17 protein-coding genes and 2 riboswitches are annotated in these 16,307 nt (G+C 62.4%); of the genes, 11 read left to right on the top strand and 6 right to left on the bottom strand.

All coding sequences use genetic code 11. The annotated features are described in order from the left end of the window. Window positions 1-7: 7 nt before the first annotated feature. From DS839_RS18525 to DS839_RS18500, 6 genes are all read left to right on the top strand, one after another. A complete protein-coding gene (locus DS839_RS18525) occupies window positions 8-616 on the top strand; it encodes a HupE/UreJ family protein (RefSeq protein WP_119271932.1) in 609 nt (202 codons plus the stop codon). Continuing rightward, window positions 613-1,212 carry a HupE/UreJ family protein gene (locus DS839_RS18520; RefSeq protein ID WP_119271931.1) on the top strand — a complete coding sequence of 200 codons (600 nt, stop codon included), beginning with the start codon at window positions 613-615 and terminating at the stop codon, window positions 1,210-1,212. Before DS839_RS18525 ends, DS839_RS18520 begins: the two co-directional genes overlap by 4 nt. A gap of 343 nt (window positions 1,213-1,555) precedes the next feature. Next, on the top strand, window positions 1,556-2,518 hold the full coding sequence (locus DS839_RS18515; protein ID WP_119271930.1) for an MBL fold metallo-hydrolase: 963 nt from the start codon (window positions 1,556-1,558) through the stop codon (window positions 2,516-2,518). Between the two features lie 93 nt (window positions 2,519-2,611). Further along, a complete protein-coding gene (locus DS839_RS18510; RefSeq protein WP_368911721.1) occupies window positions 2,612-3,412 on the top strand; it encodes an MBL fold metallo-hydrolase in 801 nt (266 codons plus the stop codon). Between the two features lie 90 nt (window positions 3,413-3,502). Continuing rightward, window positions 3,503-4,399, top strand: coding sequence for a DUF2167 domain-containing protein (locus DS839_RS18505; protein ID WP_119271929.1), 897 nt, complete (start codon window positions 3,503-3,505; stop codon window positions 4,397-4,399). Then, a complete protein-coding gene (locus DS839_RS18500) occupies window positions 4,396-5,106 on the top strand; it encodes a site-2 protease family protein (protein ID WP_119271928.1) in 711 nt (236 codons plus the stop codon). Before DS839_RS18505 ends, DS839_RS18500 begins: the two co-directional genes overlap by 4 nt. A 6-nt stretch (window positions 5,107-5,112) precedes the next feature. Here DS839_RS18500 and gcvP read toward each other — a convergent pair whose 3' ends face one another. Genes gcvP through gcvT form a run of 3 tightly spaced genes read right to left on the bottom strand, consistent with a single transcriptional unit; the run spans window position 5,113 to window position 9,545 of the window. Further along, window positions 5,113-8,019, bottom strand: coding sequence for an aminomethyl-transferring glycine dehydrogenase (gene gcvP, locus DS839_RS18495; protein ID WP_119271927.1), 2,907 nt, complete (start codon window positions 8,017-8,019; stop codon window positions 5,113-5,115). A gap of 11 nt (window positions 8,020-8,030) precedes the next feature. Next, window positions 8,031-8,402 carry a glycine cleavage system protein GcvH gene (gcvH, locus tag DS839_RS18490; protein WP_119271926.1) on the bottom strand — a complete coding sequence of 124 codons (372 nt, stop codon included), beginning with the start codon at window positions 8,400-8,402 and terminating at the stop codon, window positions 8,031-8,033. An 18-nt stretch (window positions 8,403-8,420) separates the two neighbouring features. Then, a complete protein-coding gene (gene gcvT, locus DS839_RS18485; RefSeq protein ID WP_119271925.1) occupies window positions 8,421-9,545 on the bottom strand; it encodes a glycine cleavage system aminomethyltransferase GcvT in 1,125 nt (374 codons plus the stop codon). 48 nt (window positions 9,546-9,593) lie between these two features. After that, window positions 9,594-9,696, bottom strand: a riboswitch (glycine riboswitch). Beyond that, window positions 9,697-9,784, bottom strand: a riboswitch (glycine riboswitch). 250 nt (window positions 9,785-10,034) lie between these two features. On the opposite strand from gcvT, the gene DS839_RS18480 reads away from it, so the two are divergent. Beyond that, window positions 10,035-10,376, top strand: a complete 342-nt coding sequence (locus DS839_RS18480) for a DUF1989 domain-containing protein (protein WP_162918646.1) — start codon at window positions 10,035-10,037, stop codon at window positions 10,374-10,376. Window positions 10,377-10,427: 51 nt separating this feature from the next. Here DS839_RS18480 and DS839_RS18475 read toward each other — a convergent pair whose 3' ends face one another. After that, window positions 10,428-11,651: a DmpA family aminopeptidase gene (locus DS839_RS18475; RefSeq protein ID WP_368911720.1), complete on the bottom strand. Its 1,224-nt coding sequence runs from the start codon at window positions 11,649-11,651 to the stop codon at window positions 10,428-10,430. 223 nt (window positions 11,652-11,874) lie between these two features. Here DS839_RS18475 and DS839_RS18470 point away from each other — a divergent pair, with 223 nt between their 5' ends. From DS839_RS18470 to rnhA, 3 genes are all read left to right on the top strand, one after another. Continuing rightward, entirely contained in the window at window positions 11,875-12,663 is a 789-nt protein-coding gene (locus tag DS839_RS18470; RefSeq protein ID WP_119271923.1) for a FadR/GntR family transcriptional regulator, read from the top strand. A 61-nt stretch (window positions 12,664-12,724) separates the two neighbouring features. Next, entirely contained in the window at window positions 12,725-13,687 is a 963-nt protein-coding gene (gene ispH, locus DS839_RS18465; RefSeq protein ID WP_119271922.1) for a 4-hydroxy-3-methylbut-2-enyl diphosphate reductase, read from the top strand. Further along, on the top strand, window positions 13,684-14,142 hold the full coding sequence (gene rnhA, locus DS839_RS18460; protein ID WP_119271921.1) for a ribonuclease HI: 459 nt from the start codon (window positions 13,684-13,686) through the stop codon (window positions 14,140-14,142). The genes ispH and rnhA overlap by 4 nt, the downstream gene beginning before the upstream one ends. A 90-nt stretch (window positions 14,143-14,232) precedes the next feature. Here the strand turns inward: rnhA and DS839_RS18455 are convergent, their stop codons facing one another. Both DS839_RS18455 and DS839_RS18450 read right to left on the bottom strand, forming a co-directional pair. Then, a complete protein-coding gene (locus DS839_RS18455) occupies window positions 14,233-14,715 on the bottom strand; it encodes a peroxiredoxin (RefSeq protein ID WP_119271920.1) in 483 nt (160 codons plus the stop codon). A gap of 36 nt (window positions 14,716-14,751) precedes the next feature. Beyond that, entirely contained in the window at window positions 14,752-15,570 is an 819-nt protein-coding gene (locus DS839_RS18450) for a protein-disulfide reductase DsbD domain-containing protein (protein WP_368911719.1), read from the bottom strand. A 128-nt stretch (window positions 15,571-15,698) separates the two neighbouring features. Here DS839_RS18450 and DS839_RS18445 point away from each other — a divergent pair, with 128 nt between their 5' ends. Beyond that, window positions 15,699-16,286, top strand: a complete 588-nt coding sequence (locus DS839_RS18445) for a YqgE/AlgH family protein (RefSeq protein WP_119271919.1) — start codon at window positions 15,699-15,701, stop codon at window positions 16,284-16,286. Window positions 16,287-16,307 lie beyond the last annotated feature (21 nt).

Genomic DNA, 16,307 nt, shown 5'->3' with positions numbered 1-16,307 from the left:
GGTACCAATGACAAAAGCTCATTTCTTTCGACTGCTTCTCGCGTCGGGCATCGCCGCGGCGGTTCTCTATTCTCCTGACGCGGCTTTCGCGCATGTGGAAGGCGAGGGGGTCAGCGGCTTCTTCTCCGGATTGAGCCATCCGGTCAGCGGGTGGGATCATATCCTTGCCATGATCGCCGTCGGTCTCTGGGGCGCGCTGCTCGGTCCTCCGGCGCTGTGGATCCTCCCGATAGCCTTCCCGATCGCCATGGCGACGGGCGGGATGCTGGGCTTGCTCGGCATAGCTCTGCCCTGGGTCGAGATCGGCATCGCGGCCTCATCGATCGTGCTCGGCCTTCTCATTCTCACGAACATGCGGCTGAGCCTCGTGGTCGCGATCCCGCTGGTGATGGTCTTCGCCCTGTTCCATGGCCACGCACACGGAACCGAGCTTTCGCCCGGAGCAGACGCGGTGCTCTACAGCCTGGGGTTCGTCATCGCCACCGGCCTGCTTCACGCATTGGGAATTGGAATAGGCGCCATCGACAAGCTGCCGCGAGGCAGAACCGCGGTGCGCGCTTTGGGCGGAGGCGTCCTGCTTGGCGGAGTCTATTTCCTGCTGGGCGCCTTTGCATGAAGCGTCGACCCGCGGGGCTGCTCTTTCTTCTGGCGGCCTTCGCGCCAACCGACGCCCATGCGCATCTCGTCAATTCCGGCCTCGGGCCTTTCTACGACGGCGCGCTGCATCTGATCCTGAGCCCCATGGACATCGTGCGATTGATGACGCTCGCTCTGTTCGCGGGGGCGCAAGGACGGGAATCGGCTCGATATGTGGTGCTGGCCGCTCCTGTGGCATGGTTCCTTGCCGGCGCATCAGCCCTTATCTTCGATGCGACAGGCATGCCTGGAATAGCAAATGCCGCCAGTCTCTTCCTGCTCGGCGGGGCGGTCGCCTTCGAGCTGAAGCTGGCGCCGTCGGTGGCCGCAGCGGCGGCGGCCGGGTTTGCCGCCCTGCTGGGCTTTCAGAGCGGCATCGAGTTGCGTTCCGATGGCGCCGATTGGGTGGCGCTTCTCGGCACCGCCGCGGTGGTTTTGGCAATAGTCTTACCGATTGCCGCCCTCGTCGTATCGGCCACTGCATTTCCGGTTCGCGTCGCTTGCCGCGTTCTGGGCAGCTGGGCGTCAGCGACGGGCCTGTTGTCGATCGGATGGATAATAGCCGCGAATCGCTAGCCTATCCCCCTGCTGCGGGTCCGCGTAGGCACGAAAGCAGCTTCCGATGAAAAGCACTGTGAAGGCCTGCTGCATGTGGGGAGCATTTTTCGTCAATTCCGGCGATCGTGATGGACTCGTCCTAGGCGGGAAACCCCAAGGGCGCCAAGCTCATCGAGGAATCGATCGATGCGGTGAAGTCGCGCCTCAACTGAGCGATCTTCCATTCCGAACACCCAACCCCGGCTTTCCGCCGGGGTTTACTTTTGCCGTCACACAAACGTCATTGAGTGACGAGCCGGAAACCTGATAAAATTCGCCGTGAGAGCATATAGCGTTCTCTTCCCACATAGGGAGGCCCCAGATGCACAATACACGCAGGAAGTTTCTTGGGCTCGCCGCTTCGGCGGCCTTGTTCGCCGGCTCGTCCCCTCTTGCCATCGCACGGGCCCCATTGGCCGGCGCGGTCACGCCCAGCTATCGGCTGAAGATCGGTGAACTCGAAGTCACGGCGCTCGCTGACGGCTATATCGATCTCGATCAGGCCATTTTTGCCAGCGCCGACAAGAGCGAGATGAGCAAGCTGCTCGAGGGCGCTTTCCTCAAGAGTGACGCGCCGTTGCGGACCTCGATCAACGCCTTCGTGGTCAATACCGGCAAGCAACTGATCCTCATCGACTGCGGCACGGTCCAGGCTTTCGGCCCCACTCTGGCGAAATTGCCGGAACGACTGGAAGCCCAGGGTTTTATGCCCGAGCAGTTCGAAGCCGTTCTGCTCACCCACATGCATCCCGATCATGTGGGCGCGGCGACGAACAAGGAAGGGGTCGCGCGATTCACCAAGGCAGAGCTCGTCGTTTCCGAAACCGAGTGGAAGTTCTGGTCGGACGAGAGCATCGCCGCCAAGGCTCCGAAAGAGGCGCAACCCTTCTTCAAGTTCGCCACGGATGCCGGCAAAGCCTATGGCAAGGCAATGAGGCTTTTCGGCAAGGATGGCGAGATCGTGCCAGGCATCACTTCGGTGGGGTTGCCTGGCCATACGCCGGGCCACACGGGTTTCATCGTGGCATCAGGGAATGAAAGCCTGCTCATTTGGGGCGATATTGTGCACTCGCCGGCACTGCAATTCACGCATCCCGAATGGTCGATCACCTTCGATGTCGACCAGGCGCAGGCCGCGGCCACGCGCAAGACGATTTTTGACCGGGCAGCGGCCGACAAGCTCCTTGTCGCCGGCATGCATCTCGATTTTCCCGGCTTCGGACATGTCGCTCGTGGCGCCAGTGCCTATGACTTCATTCCGGCTCCGTGGCGGCTCGATCAGTGATGCTGACGGAAAGTTGATCCGGAGCAACATTCACGCGACGGGCCTTGAGCGGTTAGTCTGTCCTGGGACGTGCATCTTTCGGAGCACTTACAGGTGACCGCTCTTCGGTTCCTCGCCTTTCTTCTGTTGCTGGTGCCGCCTTTCACGGCAGCGGAGGCGCAGGCGCCGGTGAGCGAGTGTCTCGCCATGGCGCAAGGACCTGGCTTGGTTCAGCCCGCGCGATATAGGGAAGCCGCCCTCGAGGCTAGCCAGGTGCGATTCACCTTCGTCGGCCATTCGACCTTTCTGATCGAGAGCCCCGGCGGCGTCACGATCGCGACCGACTATTCGGGCTATGCGAACGGAATCGTGCCCGACGTTGTCACCATGAACCACGCCCACAGCACGCATTACACCGACTTTCCCGACCCCAAGATCAAGCATGTGCTGCGCGGCTGGAACCCGCAAGGGGGTCCGGCGCGCCATGATCTCCAGGCCGGCGACGTGCGCATCCGCAACGTCACGACCGACATCCGCGGCGGCGCTCTCGGCCGGGTCCCCGACGGCAATTCCATCTTCATCTTCGAGATCGCCGGATTGTGCATCGGCCATCTCGGCCATTTGCATCACGAGCTGAGCCCGGCACAATTGGGATCGATCGGACGGCTCGATATCGTGCTCGTGCCGGTCGACGGCACCTACACCATGGCCCAGGCCAATATGCTCACCGTGCTCAAGGAACTGAAAGCGCGCATCGTGATACCGATGCACTATTTCAGGCCGGAGACGCTCTCACGCTTCATCAACGGCCTCTCCGGCACGCTTGCTGTCGACTACAAGGCCGATCCAACCGTGATCCTGTCGGCCAAGACGCTGCCCGAGAAACCGACGCTCATCGTCCTGCCGGGCTATTGAGCACCGCTGTTGCCTTGCGCTCAGGTCCTGTGTTACGGCTCCCCGCGTGCATTCCACCTGAATACAACTTAAGATATTTTGGGGACAGCCATGCTTCTTCGCCATCTTCGCCTTTGGGCGATCCTGCTGATCGCTGGGATTTCCAGCGCCGCGGCGCAGGACGCCTCCCCGCCCAATAGCGGCATCGAGCAGACTTTCGACGCCGCGATAAAGGCTGCGACGCATGGTCCGGCGGATGTCGCATTGCGCGATCTGGCGACCATCCATCTGCCCGATCCTTACAGCTTCATCCCCGTCACCCAAGGTGCTGCCTTCATGCGCGCGCTGGGCAACACGACAGGTGACAACTTCCATGGCCTCGTCATACCGAAACAGCACGACAAGTTCTGGTTCGTCGAGATCACCTATACGGACAGCGGCTACATCAAGGACGACGATGCCAAGTCGTGGAAGGCCGACGATCTCCTGCAATCCATCAAGGATGCTACCGAGGCCAGCAACAAGGACCGCGCCGAACGGGGTTATCCGCCGCTCGATATCGTCGGCTGGGTCGAAAAACCCGCCTATGATGCGAGCACCCACCGTCTGGTCTGGTCGATCCTCGCCAAGCAACGCGGCAACGAGGCGCAAGGCGCCACGATCAACTACAATACCTATGCGCTCGGCCGGCAGGGCTATTTCGAGCTCAATCTGGTGACCGGCGAAACCTATATCGCCGAAGACAAGAAGCATGCCGGCGCCATTCTGGCCGCACTCGATTACAAGCCCGGCGAACGCTACACGGATTTCAACGCATCGACCGACCGGGTCGCGGAATACGGCCTCGCCGCCCTCATCGGCGGCTTTGCGGCGAAGAAACTCGGCCTGCTTGCGGTGATCGGAGTCACCCTCGCCAAGTTCTGGAAAATCATCCTCATCGCCATCGCAGTCGCCGGCGGCGGCATCTTCAAGCTGTTCCGGCGCAAGAACACGACGCCACAAGCTTGATCAAGGCCCTTCTCCTCTTTCTGGCGTCGCTGAAGCTCGGCAAGGTGCTGCTGTCCGTCGGCAGCATGCTCGTCACCATCTGGGTCTATACGACGATCTACGGCCTGCCTTTCGCTGCCGGCTTCGTCGGCCTCATCCTGGTGCATGAGCTCGGCCATTATGCCGCCGCCCGGCAAAGAGGCCTCGATGTGGGCCTGCCGATGTTCATCCCCTTCCTCGGCGCCTGGATCACGCTCAAGGACAGGCTCGTCGATGCCGAGACCGAAGCCTATGTCGCTTATGCTGGGCCATTCATCGGCACATTGGGCGCCTTCGCGGTCTATTTCCTCGCCCGCGCAGAGGAGAGCGATCTCCTCATGGCGCTCGCCTATTCAGGCTTCATGATCAATCTGTTCAACCTGATACCGCTGTCGCCGCTCGATGGCGGGCGCATCACGCAGATCCTCTCGCCGCGCATCTGGTTCCTGGGCGTGCCGTTGCTCGTCGCGCTCTTCTTCTATTTCCCGAGCCCGTTGTTGATCCTGATCGCCGTCCTCGCCGCGCCGAGCCTTCTCGCCGCCTGGCGCTATGACCCGAACTCGCCCGAGGCCCGGCGCTATCGCGACGTGCCGACGGCGGTCCGGATGGAATACACCATCCTTTATCTGGGCCTCGCCGTCGTGCTTGCTCTACTGGCCTACAATATCCATGAGAGCCTTCGACATTAGAGAAATCTACTCCGCCGCCTCCTGATAGGCCTCCATCGGCGGGCAGGTGCAGACCAGGTTGCGATCGCCAAAGACATTGTCGACGCGGCCGACCGGCGGCCAGTATTTGTCGGCATTGATGTATTTGAGCGGGAAGAAGGCCTTCTCCTTGGAATAGGGCCGCGTCCAGTCGCCGAGCAGCAGCTGATGGGTATGCGGCGCGTTCTTCAGCACGTTGTCGGTGCGGTCGGCCTTGCCTTCCTCGACCTCGGCGATCTCGCGCCGGATCTCGATCATCGCATCGCAGAAGCGGTCGAGCTCGCGCTTGCCTTCCGATTCGGTCGGCTCGATCATCAGCGTGTCGACGACGGGGAAGGACATGGTCGGCGCGTGGAAGCCGTAGTCGACGAGGCGCTTGGCCACATCCTCGACGGCGAGGCCGGTGCGCTCCTTGAGCCAGCGCAGGTCGATGATGCATTCATGGGCGATGAAGCCGCCAGGCCCCGTATAGACGATGGGGAAATGCGGCGCCAAGCGCTTGGCGATGTAATTGGCGTTGAGGATCGCCATGATCGTCGCCTGCTTGAGGCCTTCGCCGCCCATCATGGCGATATAGGTCCAGGAGATCGGCAGGATCGATGCCGAGCCCCAGGGGGCTGACGAGACCTGGCCCTGCGACTGGTCACGCCCGGCCGCCGGGTTGACGCCATGCACGACCGCGTGACCCGGCAGATAGGGTGCCAGATGCGCCTTGACGCCGATCGGCCCCATGCCGGGACCACCGCCGCCATGCGGGATGCAGAAGGTCTTGTGCAGGTTCATGTGGCAGACATCGGCGCCGAGCTCGGCCGGACGCACCAGGCCCACTTGCGCATTGAGATTGGCGCCGTCGAGATAGACCTGGCCGCCATGCTCATGGATGATGGCGCAGATGTCCTTGATGCTCTCCTCGAACACGCCATGAGTCGAGGGATAGGTGATCATCAAAGCGGCGAGATTGGCCTCATGCTGCTTGGCCTTGGCCTTGAGATCGGCGACGTCGACATTGCCCTTCTCGTCGCAGGCGACGACGACCACTTTCATGCCGGCCATCACGGCGGAGGCGGGATTGGTGCCGTGGGCCGAGACCGGAATGAGGCAGACATCGCGATTGGCCTCGCCTCTCGCGTGATGGTAGCCGCGAATGGCGAGCAGGCCCGCATATTCGCCCTGGCTTCCGGCATTGGGCTGCAGCGAAACGGTGTCGAAGCCGGTGATCTCAGCCAGCATCTGCTCGAGCTCCTCGAAGAGCTGCTGATAGCCTTGCGCCTGCTCGAGCGGCGCGAAGGGATGCATCATGGCGAATTCGCGCCAGGTGACCGGGATCATCTCGCTCGTGGCATTGAGCTTCATGGTGCAAGAGCCCAGGGGGATCATCGAGCGGTCGAGCGCCACGTCCTTGGCCTGGAGCCTAAGCATATAGCGCAGCATCTCGGTCTCCGAGTGGTACATCTCGAATACCGGATGGGTGAGATAGGGCGACTTGCGCTGCAAGGCGGGCGGGATCACCTCGGCCGTCCCGGCGTCGAGCTTGTCGATGTCGATCCTGTCCATCGCGTCGGTCTTGAACACCGTGAGCAGGCGCTCGAGCTCCTGGCGGCGGGTCGACTGATCGAAGGAGATGCCGACATGATCGGCATCGACGAAGCGCAGATTGATGCGCTTCTCCTTGGCGCGGGCGAGGATGGCATGAGCGCGGCCGGGCGCCACGATGGTGACCGTGTCGAAGAACGCCTTGGTCTGGACCTCGTAGCCGAAGCTTTTCACCGCTTCGGCGAAGATCTCGGCCAGGCGGTGGGTGCGCTCGGCCGTCTTCCTGATGCCCCTTGGGCCATTATAGACGGCGAACATCGAGGCGATGACGGCGAGCAGCACTTGCGCGGTGCAGATATTGCTCGTCGCCTTCTCGCGGCGGATATGCTGCTCGCGCGTCTGCATCGCCATGCGCAGAGCCTGGTTGCCGTGCGAATCGACCGAGACGCCGATGATGCGGCCGGGCATGGCGCGCTTATACTCATCGCGCGTCGCGAAGAAGGCGGCATGCGGGCCGCCATAGCCCATCGGCACGCCGAAGCGCTGGGCGGAACCCAAGGCGATATCGGCGCCGAGCTCACCGGGAGGGGTGAGCAGCGCCAGAGCCAGGAGGTCGGTCGCCATGATGGCGAGCGCGCCCGCGCCATGGAGCTTGTCGATGATGCTGCGATAGTCGCGCACCTCGCCCGAGGAGCCCGGATAGGAGAGCAGCGCGCCGAAGACCTGGGCCGGGTTCAAGTCCTTGGCGGGATCGCCGATCACGAGATCGAAGCCGAAAGCGTCGGCGCGCGTCTTGACCACGCCGATCGTCTGGGGATGCGTGTCGCGGTCGACGAAGAAGGTGTTGGCCGAGGTCTTGACCACGCGCTTGGCCATGGCCATCGCCTCCGCCGCCGCGGTGCCCTCATCGAGGAGCGAGGCGCTGGCGAGCTCGAGCCCGGTGAAATCGATGACCATTTGCTGGAAGTTGAGCAAGGCCTCGAGACGGCCCTGGCTCACCTCCGCCTGATAGGGCGTATAGGCCGTGTACCAGCCGGGATTTTCCAGGATGTTGCGCAGGATGACCTTGGGCGTGACGGTGCCGTAATAGCCCATGCCGATCATCGAGGTGAACACCTCGTTGCGCGACGCCATCTGGCGCAAATAGGAAAGCGTCGTGCGCTCGGCCTTGCCCTTCGGCAGATCGAGCGGCTGCGCCGCCCTGATCTTCCTCGGGATGACCTTGTCGATGAAGTCATCGAGCGATGAGCTTCCCAAGAACCTCAGCATCTCGGCGGTCTCGGCGGCATTGGGCCCGATATGACGCGGAACGAAATTCGCCTCCGGCTCGAGCTCGGCAAGCGTTGCACGTTTGGTCGACATGGTTTGGTTTCCTATTGCTCCGCCACGAACTTATCGTAGGCGGCCTTGTCCATCAGATCGGCGAGCTCGCCCTTGTCCTTGAGCCTGACCTTCATGAACCAGGCGGCACCTTCCGCCTCGCGGTTGACGAGGGCCGGATCGCCTTCCAGCTGTTTGTTCACTTCGACGACCTCGCCTGTGACCGGCGCATAGACCTCGCTCGCGGCCTTGACCGATTCGACCACGGCCGCATCGCCGCCCTTGGTCACGGCCTTGCCGATCGCCGGCAATTCGACGAAGACGACGTCGCCCAATTGTTCCTGCGCGTGATTGGTGATGCCGATCGTGGCGATGTCGCCATCGACGCTGATCCACTCATGCTCTTTCGTGTAGTGCTTGCTCATCGATTACTCCCCTGAAAACTAGCGTTTGTAATTGTGCGGCGTGAACGGCAGCGCGGCGATCTCCGCCGGCATCGGCTTGTCGCGCACCACGAGGCTGATCTTCGTACCCGGCGCCGCATAGGCCGTCTCGACATAGCCCATGGCGACCGGACCATTGACCGTCGGACCGAAGCCGCCGGAGGTCACGATGCCGATGGCGCGGCCTTCCGCGTTGAGAATGACCGAACCCTCGCGGGCGGGAGCGCGGCCTTCCGGCTTGATGCCGACGCGCTTGCGCTTCGCTCCGTCACGGATCTCGCGGGTGATGCGAGAGGCGCCTGTGAAGCCGCCTTCGGCGCGCCGCCTCTTGCCGATCGACCAGACGAGATCGGCTTCGACCGGGCTCGTCTCCTCATCGATGTCATGGCCATAGAGGCAGAGCCCCGCCTCGAGGCGCAGCGAATCACGCGCGCCGAGCCCGATCGGCTTGACGTCTGGATCGGCCAGCAAGGTCTCGACCAACGGCAGCGCATCCTTCGCGGCGACCGAGATCTCGAAACCGTCCTCGCCGGTATAGCCCAGCCGTGCGACATGGCATTGAATGCCGTCGAATGTGTCATTGGCGGCGCTCATGAAGGCAAGGCTCGCGGCCTTCGGAGAATGGCGCGCCAGGACGGCGGCGGCCTTGGGGCCCTGCAAGGCGACAAGGGCGCGATCCTCGATGGGCTCGAGCTTGACCTCCCTCGGCAGATGCTGCCGGAGCCAGGCATAGTCGACGTCCTTGCGCGACGCATTGACGACGATATAGAGGCGGCCATCCTCGAGGTCGCGGGTGATCATCAGATCATCGATGATGCCACCTTGCGGATTGGTGAATTGCGTGTAGCGGGTGCGGTGCGGCGCCAGGCCCAAAACATCGCCCGGCACCAGCCTTTCCACGGCCTTGGCTACCGTCGCGTGATCGGGTCCCGTCACATAAGCCTGGCCCATGTGGGAGACATCGAAGAGCCCCGCCGAGCCTCTCGTCCAATTGTGCTCGGTGAGGATGCCGGTCGGATACTGCACCGGCATCTCGAAGCCGGCGAAGGGCACGATGCGGGCGCCCAGCTTTACATGAAGATCATAGAGGGGGGTGCGGTGAAGCGTTTCTGTGAGCGTTGCCATTCAAATCCCGGTTCCGACAAGATTGAGCAAGACCCGGCCGCAGCCAAGCCTGCCCCCTCTGTCAGAGAACCTGAGAGATTTCGCCCATGTCGCTCCGACACATGGGCTTGGCTCCTTCGGTGAGGGGTTGTCCCCTGCTCTCCAGAGTCGGCGAACGCATGCGGTCCTTTTGCCTGAGAGTTTCCGGGGCGGTTGCTCCTTCGGCGCCGGATCGAACCGGCCTCTCCCGCGTGTGTTCTCAACGAACGGCGCGAAGGTAGTTGCGGGTCTGAAGAAAGGCAAGAGGTCTTGACGAACGGCTGCCGTGGCGCCGGCGCATGACAACCGGGAGAGGAATTTCTCAACCCCCGGCCGCGAATGCCAGTGCTGGGTTTCTCCACAAGTCAGTCGTTAACAGGTTCATCTTCAGCTAGACTGTGCGATATGCGAATACAATTTATCTGGATAAATATAATAATTAGCCAGCACCGCGCCCATGGCGTGCACGACATGATGATCGCAGCTTGCGACCAATTGCACTACGAGCAGCTCGGCTACAAGGGCAACCATGCGAGCTGCGCCGACAATCTCTGCGTCGCCATGCGCCGCATGGGCTACAATATCGACGTGATCCCGCAGCCGATCAATCTCTTCACCAGGACGGTCGTCGGCGCCGACGGCTCCTTCTCCTCACCCGACAATCCGGTGCAAGCCGGCGCCTTCATCGAGTTCGAAGCGCTGATCGATCTCATCTGCGCCGTCTCGTGCTGCCCCTTCGATCTCAATCTCGAAGGCTGGGCGGTCAACGCTCACGGTGCCGAGCCCAGCGAACTTGTCGTCGAGCTTCTTTGAGAAAAAACAGGGCGCCGGGCCAAGTGCCCGACGCCCTGGGAGGAAGCGGTTCTACTGCTGGGTGGAGCGGCCGTACTTCTTCATGAGTTCCTTCACCCGGTCATGCGGAAGGGCGAAGGTCGTATTGTCGTCACGGCCCTTCATCGTCTCGGCCGCGACCATCGCATTGATGATGGCCTCTTCGGTGGCATAGGCCGTCGCCTTGATGATGGGATCCATGTCGTCATTCGACATCATCTCGAGCTTCGTGTTGCCGCCGCGGCTGTAAGCTTGCGGATTGGCGGTGGAGAAGGCGACGAAGATATCGCCTGAGCCATTGCCGCCGAAGCCACCGACGCGGCCGATGCCGATCGTCACGCGCTTCGCCAGGCGCCGCAATTGCTGCGACAAGAGCGGCGCATCGGTCGCCACCACCACGATGATCGAGCCCTGTTCCTTCTCCGCATCGGACAGGACATCCTTGATCTCGGTCTTCTTCCTGTTCCAGGAATAGTCCGGCAGCAGATCCTGAATCTCAGTCCCGACCGGGACGCCCGCGATCATGAGATCCTCACGCCGGCCGAAATTCCCCTGCACCAGGACGCCCACCGTGTAGCCGCCATTGTCGGCTGGAAGCTTGCGCGAAGCGGTGCCGGTGCCGCCCTTGAAGCGAAAGAGATTCATGCCGGTTCCGCCGCCGACATTGCCTTCCGCGATGGGGCCGGAGGCCGCGCTGTCGAGGGCCTGATAGACATGCTCCGGCTTCACATGCATGCCGTTGATGTCATTGAGGATGCCGTCCCAGGTTTCGGCCACCACCGGCAACAGCCAGTAGAGATTGTTCTCGGTCGGACCGACGAGATCGTGCTTGGCCTGCCAGGTGATCACCGCATCGCGCACCACGCCGACGCTGTGGGTGTTGGTGATCATGACCGGGCCTTCGAGGAAGCCGCTCTCGTCGATCCAGGTCGTGCCCGTCATCTCGCCATTGCCGTTATGTGTGTACCAGCCGGCAAAAGTCGGCCCGAAGGTCTTGCCGCGCGGCAGGATGGCCGTGACGCCGGTGCGTATCGGCCCCTTGCCGACCTCGGTCTTGCCTTCGCCCTCGATGATCGTCGAATAGCCTACCTCCACGCCGGCCACGTCGGTGATGGCATTATTGGGTCCAGGCGTGCCCACGAAGGGAACACCGAGATCGCGCGCCCGCTCCTTGCCGGCCGCCATTGCGGTGCCGGCGCCGAACGCCAGAGCGGCGCCGAGGGCCAGTATCGCGACCGTATTCATCAGTCTGGTCATTTGCCTTCCTCCTCAGACAGCGTTTCTCCCCCTGATGGATCACGCCGGCACCCTCACCATTTCCGATTGTTATATTTATATGTATAAATATGATAATTGAGCGACCGCTGTCAAAAGGAATGTCAGTTGACCTTGAAAGGGTTCACAATGTGAACCGATCGGCTTTTCAACATCCCGGGCTCGTCTATTCTGTTTTTCTGATTCAAATGGCACTGCCGCTATCATGAGCGACATCGAGGATAAGAGCCGCCCGCACCTGCCTTTGCGGCGGCCGAAATTGTCCAATCTGATCGCCGACGACCTCAGGCACCGGATCGCGCGCGACCGGCTCAAGCCTGGCGACAGGCTGCCCAATGAGCGCATGCTGGTCGAGCAATATGACTGCTCGAAGGGAACGGTGCGCGAGGCGCTCACGGCGCTCGAGGTCAACGGGCTCGTGAAAATGCAGACCGGGCCCAATGGCGGCGCCGAGGTCCAGGCGGTCTCGGTCGATTCCTCGATCCAGCAGCTCAGGACCTATCTGCATTTCCTCGATCTGAGCTTCGAGCAGGTCTATGAGGTGCGCCGTAGCGTCGAGGTGACGTTGGCCGTGCATGTGACGGGTAGGCTGAGCGCGGATCAGCTGCAGCGGATGGAGGCCAATGTGGCGGCCTGCGTGAAGGCGCGCGCCGACGGCGATCGCGCCACGGCCCGTCGCCTCGAGCTCGATTTCCACGACATTCTCTGCGAGAGCTGCGACAATCCCTTCCTCGCTTTCATCTGCGGCTTCATCAACGGCGTCCTGCGCGACCTGGTCGAATTCCGCCGCGAGGGCGAGGATGCGCGCGATGCCTTCGGCCAGCATAATGCGCAGAGCCATCTCGACCTCGTCGCGGCCTATCGCAAGGGCGATGCCGCCGCGGTGCGCAAGATCATGGAGGAGCACATGCGCTGCGCCGAGGTATTTATGTCGCAGCTCGACGCCGCCTTCCGCACCGACATGCTGAGCAGCATCGGCACAAGCGGCAGGTAGGGTTCCCGGCCGCCACCGTGCCACCTTGACAAGCCTTGACCACCTTCGCCATCTAGCCCCCATGAGCAAGCCCCCTCTGACCATCCTCCTTGCCGCGCCCAGAGGTTTCTGCGCCGGCGTGGTGCGGGCCATCGACATCGTCGAGCGGGCGCTCAAGCTCTATGGCGCGCCGGTCTATGTGCGCCACGAGATCGTGCATAACAAATTCGTGGTCGACGATCTCAAGGCCAAAGGCGCCATCTTCGTCGATGAGCTCGACGAGATCCCGGATGGCGACCGCCCGGTGATCTTCTCTGCCCATGGTGTGCCCAAGGCGGTGCCCCAGGCAGCTCGCCAGCGCCAGCTGTTCCAGATCGACGCCACTTGCCCCCTCGTCACCAAGGTTCATATGGAGGCGCAGCGCCATCACAATGAGGGCCTCGATATCGTGCTCATCGGCCATAAGGGACACCCCGAGGTCATCGGCACGATGGGGCAGCTGCCGGAAGGCGCCATCACCCTCATCGAGACGGTCAAGGAAGCGGAAAGCTTCTCACCACACGATCCGGCGAAGCTCGCCTATGCCACGCAGACCACCTTGTCGGTCGACGACACGAAAGAGATCGTCGATACGCTGAAGCGGCGCTTCCCCGAAATCCGCGGGCCGTACAAGGAAGACATCTGCTACGCCACCACCAACCGCCAGGAGGCGGTAAAGTCGATCGCCGAACGGCTCGACCTGCTGCTCGTGGTCGGGGCCCCCAACTCCTCCAATTCGAAGCGCCTCGTCGAGGTCGGTCTCAAGAACGGCTGTCCGTCGGCGGAGCTGGTGCAGCGGGCGCAGGATCTCGACTGGTCGAGGCTCAAGAACCTCTCGACCATCGGCCTCACCGCCGGCGCTTCGGCACCAGAAGTGCTGGTCAACGAGATCATCGATGCGTTCCGCGCGCATTACGACGTGACGGTCGAGAATGTCGTGCTGCGCGAAGAGAATGTCTCCTTCAAGCTGCCGCGGGAATTGCGCGAAGCGAAGCCCGCCGCATGACGGCGCCGGCAGTCGTCATCCATACCGACGGCGCCTGTTCCGGCAATCCGGGACCGGGCGGCTGGGGCGCCATACTGCGCTATGGCGGGCATGAAAAGGAGCTCAAGGGCGGCGAGACCCTCACCACCAACAACCGCATGGAGCTCACGGCGGCGATCATGGCGCTCGAGGCGCTCACCCGACCGGCGGCCGTCGAACTCCACACCGACTCGCAATATCTGCGCGACGGCATCAGCAAATGGATCCATGGCTGGAAGCGCAATGGCTGGAAGACGTCCGACAAGAAGCCGGTCAAGAATGCCGAGCTATGGCAGCGCCTCGACCAGGCGCTGCACCGCCATCAGGTGACCTGGCATTGGGTAAAAGGCCATGCCGGCCATGACGACAATGAGCGCGCCGACGAGCTGGCGCGCGCGGGAATGGCGCCGTTCAAGAAAGGCGCCAAGATTTCCTAAAACGCGATGGCTTCAGCGGCCATCGCGTTTTATCTCTTGTTTGCGCATGATCTTTTCGGAAAACCGGAATCCACTTTTCCGGATCATGCGCTAAAGCTGCTTCAGCACCGTATCGGCGCCCGAGACGTTGACGCCGGGCTTGTCCTCGACATTGAGCGCCTTCACCACGCCGTCCTCGACGATCATCGAATAGCGCTTCGAGCGGTGGCCCATATGATTGGCGGTGAGATCGAATTCGAGGCCGACCGCCTTGGCGAAGCTGCCATTGCCGTCGGCGAGCATGAGGATCTTGCCGTCGGCCCCCGACGAGCGCGCCCAGGCATTCATGACATGGACGTCGTTCACCGATGTGCAAGCGATCGTGTCCACACCCCTGGCCTTGATGGCATCGACCTCCTTCACGAAACCCGGCAGATGATTCATGCTGCAGGTCGGCGTGAAGGCGCCTGGTACCGCGAAGAGCACCACCTTGCGGCCGGCGAACACCGTGCCGGTGGTGAATCTCTGCGTGCCGTCGGCGGTCATGGTGATGAATTCGGCCTCGGGCAGACGATCGCCAACCTTGATCATGATTGCTCCTCACACATTCATTCTCTGAGGGGAGGAGGCTTAGTCGACCACGACATCCTGTTCAAGGCGAATATCGCCTGCCGTCATGGTCAAGCTCAGCTGGCGGCCCTTGAGCTTTTGGGCGTCCTTGAGGCCGTCAATGCGCAATTGGACCAGCCCTTCCTCGCCCGCCGGCCTGGGGCTCCGGAAATAGGCGAAATCGCTGCCTTCGACAAAGATGTCGAGATCCTTGTCGAAGCCCTGGCCTACGAGGCGGAGGGCGAGATCGAATTTGCCATCCGTCTCGACGAGCGCGGCGCTCGCGACATGGAAAGGCGCCTCAGCGTCGGCCTTCTGCGGCACGCGGGCGGCGAAAGCGGCAATGAGGCTCGCATCGGCCGGTGTCGGCTCGGACTGGACCAGCGACATTTCGAGCTTCACCGGGATGCAGATGATCTCGCAGACGCCAAGAAAGGCATCGAGCGCCAGATCGATCGGCTGTCCCGGATCCTCGGCGACCACATCCACCGGGAAGACCACGCGATCCTTGTAGCCGACGGTCTCACCGCCTTTGTCCGCGAAGCGCGTGGGCGCCGGCCACAGCACCGTCACCGATTTGACATTGCGCGAGCGCGACCAGTCGAATTGCGGCGGAACGCCGGCATCGCCCGGCATGCGCCAATAGGTCTTCCAGCCCTTGGCGAGCGTGATGTCGAGACCGGCGCGCCAAGTGCTCCCGGCCCGCTCGCCGCCGATGAGCCTTGCCGAGTAATGCGGTCCGGCTCCCGCGCGCCCCACCAGCGTGAAGGCCGGCAGGCCAAGAGCGGCCAAAATCAGCGCGCGTCGCTTCATGAACGGCATGGTCACAATCTGTTCCATAGACGGCGGCTCGTCTCCCGGCCAAATCAACTTAACGAATAAGGCAATCAACTTAATGTCAGATTGACCGCTTTGCGCCGGCGCCAAATCGCACTAACTTATGGGCCAGCAGCAAAGGGTGGAGTTCCATGAAAAGATCATCCTTTCTCGATGGTCAGATGCTGATCGCGATGCCCGGCATGAGCGACCCCCGTTTCGACAGATCGGTCATCTTCATGTGTGCCCATTCCGACAATGGCGCCATGGGCATCATCGTCAACAAGCGCGCGCCGATGATCTCCTTCAGCGAGCTCCTGGAACGGCTCGACATCCTGCCGCAGGAAAACCGGATCAAGCTGCCGGACGACGTCCAGTCCATGCTGGTCCAGTTCGGTGGCCCGGTGGAGCCGGGGCGCGGTTTCGTGCTGCACACATCGGACTATTTCTCCGCCGACACCTCGCTGCCGATCGATGAGCGGGTGGCGCTGACGGCGACGCTCGACATATTGCGCGCCATTGCCGGCGGCCAGGGCCCCAGGCGCTCGCTCTTGGCGCTCGGCTATGCCGGCTGGGCGCCGGGCCAGCTCGAGGACGAGATCCAGCGCAATGGCTGGCTGAGCTGCATGGCGGATGAAGACCTGCTGTTCAGCAACGATCTCGACAGCAAATATCTCAATGCGCTGCACAAGATCGGCGTCGATCCGGCGATGCTGTCGTCGGAAGCCGGGCATGCGTGATCGCCGCGCGCAGCAGCTCAC

This window comes from Taklimakanibacter deserti (assembly GCA_003574785.1).
This window is presented reverse-complemented; position numbering and strand designations above follow the sequence as displayed.